The organism is Chamaesiphon sp. OTE_20_metabat_361 (assembly GCF_031364565.1).
This window is the reverse complement of sequence record NZ_JANLWO010000888.1, coordinates 1-1,938: the sequence shown is the minus strand read 5'-3', so window position 1 is coordinate 1,938 and position 1,938 is coordinate 1. Positions and strand designations below refer to the sequence as shown.

The following is a 1,938-nucleotide window of genomic DNA, read 5'->3' as shown; positions in this document are numbered from 1 at the left end:
CCCCCCCCACCCCCCCTCCCATAGGGGGGGCTTTACGCCCACCCCTTTATACGGGGCGGGCTGGGGTGGGGTAAAAATCTCCGCCGAAGTCTAAGATTTAGAGTTGAATAAAACCATTAACACGATCGCGACAATGGGAATTACTACAAGCAAAGTCAGCAAAATCATCTTTTTTGACTCTCTAACTAGGTAATTGGGCGAGAAATTTCTCTATATAATAGGAGCAGAGATGAGAGCCTTCAGCTTGAAACATGAAGTGGTCCCGGTTGGGAATGGTAATTAATTCAGAATTAGGAAAGAGACTGTGATAGCGGTGTCCCATTTCTACCGGAGTTTCCGTATCTTTTTCGCCCCACAATAGTAACACTGGAGCCGGAATCTGCTGTGCAAGTTCCGTAAGATCTTCGTTAACGACTTTGATAAAGGTACCTTTGAGTGCGCCAGCATTTAGGTAGTCGCGCGAACCGTATTTTTGACTGTGCCAGGTGAGGAGTTCGTCACGATAAAGTGGTGAGAGCTTGAAGGTATTCCGCATGGTGGAGATCCATTGACTGCGGAGGGATTGCTGAAAGGTGCGCTGACGCTTCAATCCAGCAGCATTGATTAATGTCATCGATCGCACCCGCTCTGGATGTTTGTGCGCCAGCCGAATTGAAATTCTCCCCCCAACAGAATGCGCCACCAGATCGGCTCTTGCGATGCCTTGTGCGTCTAAATACTGGTAAATGCGATCGGCATAGTCGGCTGTATCCCAGTCTTCAGGCGGTGGTGGGGATTTGCCAAAGCCAGGGAGATCGATTAGATGGATGTTTGCTCGATCTGCTAGCAACTCGCCCATCGGCTGTAAGGATTGGAGATTTTGACCCCAGCCATGAAGCATAATCAGGGGATGACCGTTATTACCGAGTTGGAGGGTATTTAATTCCACTTGAGCCATTTCACGCACGTTTTCTTCTTTATTAGGTCAAATTAGCACCGATCGGTACCGACATAAAGCGTAATTTTAGCAAAGCTGATAGTAATAGATCTAAATGTGGGTACCTTAAGAGCGATCGATCTCACACCACCAAACGGAATATCCGGATACGATTTGGGGTAAGCAATCGTCAAACCCCCGTTTTATCCCAAGTTTTAATCCCATGTTACCGATCGAACCTTATCCTCTCCCAGCAAGCCTAACTTCGATTCTATAAAACAGATGCTACTTATCGATGCAGTCTCTGTACTAGAGCAACTTGCTGTAATTATTTATTAGAAATAGTCATGGAGATTCAATATGTTTGCAGTTGGGAAAAAACTTGGTAGCGGTGTCGAGCAGATTGTTTATGAGCATTTTTTACATGTTGTCAGAACGGAACCAGCCGATCGAGTTTTGGCGAGATTTCAAAGTTTGTTCATCGAAGGTGTTAACTATACAGATAGCCGGATCTGGGCGACGATCGAAACATTAGCTTTTGACAAAACTGCCGAGCAAAACTTTCCACTTGTCATCAACCGTTGTTGCTATATTCTCGTCAATCATTGGCAAATGCAACTATCTGGGCACTCATCAGTTGCCGATTTAGTCAATATGCTTTCACATCTGCATGATGTGCGCATGACTTATTCGCGAGTAGTGCGGCGGCTGCGCCAACTGCTGCATTTGTATTTGCAAAGCGATGACTATATCAAGCTCAAGCGGTTGAATGTCGTGCTCAATGGGGACAATACTGCTAGAAAAAATACTATCGGCGAGCAGCCATTAGGGACATTAATTACTCGTTACCCTTATCTCTACTCGCACTCGCTAGTTTCTGACGAACGCACAGCCGAAAACGTCGAGACGATTAAACGAGTCCAAAAAAATCTCCGCCAACAGCAAGAAACAAATCTTTCTCACTATCTCACCTATCAAGTTAGACGATCGCGAATCAAGGCACAATTAGGACGCGAGGCTGC

General features: G+C 45.9%; 1 protein-coding gene and 1 pseudogene. One reads left to right on the top strand and one right to left on the bottom strand.

Translation table 11 applies throughout. The features are described 5' to 3' along the window. Positions 1-181: 181 nt before the first annotated feature. Positions 182-937 carry an alpha/beta hydrolase gene (locus RMO35_RS25100; protein WP_309745493.1) on the bottom strand — a complete coding sequence of 252 codons (756 nt, stop codon included), beginning with the start codon at positions 935-937 and terminating at the stop codon, positions 182-184. A 339-nt stretch (positions 938-1,276) separates the two neighbouring features. Between RMO35_RS25100 and RMO35_RS25095 the strand changes: the two are divergent. Continuing rightward, a pseudogene (locus tag RMO35_RS25095) lies at positions 1,277-1,938 on the top strand (hypothetical protein); the annotation flags it as partial.

Bases quoted from the DNA above. Each gene is read 5' to 3' on its own strand.
- RMO35_RS25100 (WP_309745493.1), bottom strand. From the start codon at position 937: ATGGCTCAAGTGGAATTAAATACCCTCCAACTCGGTAATAACGGTCAT.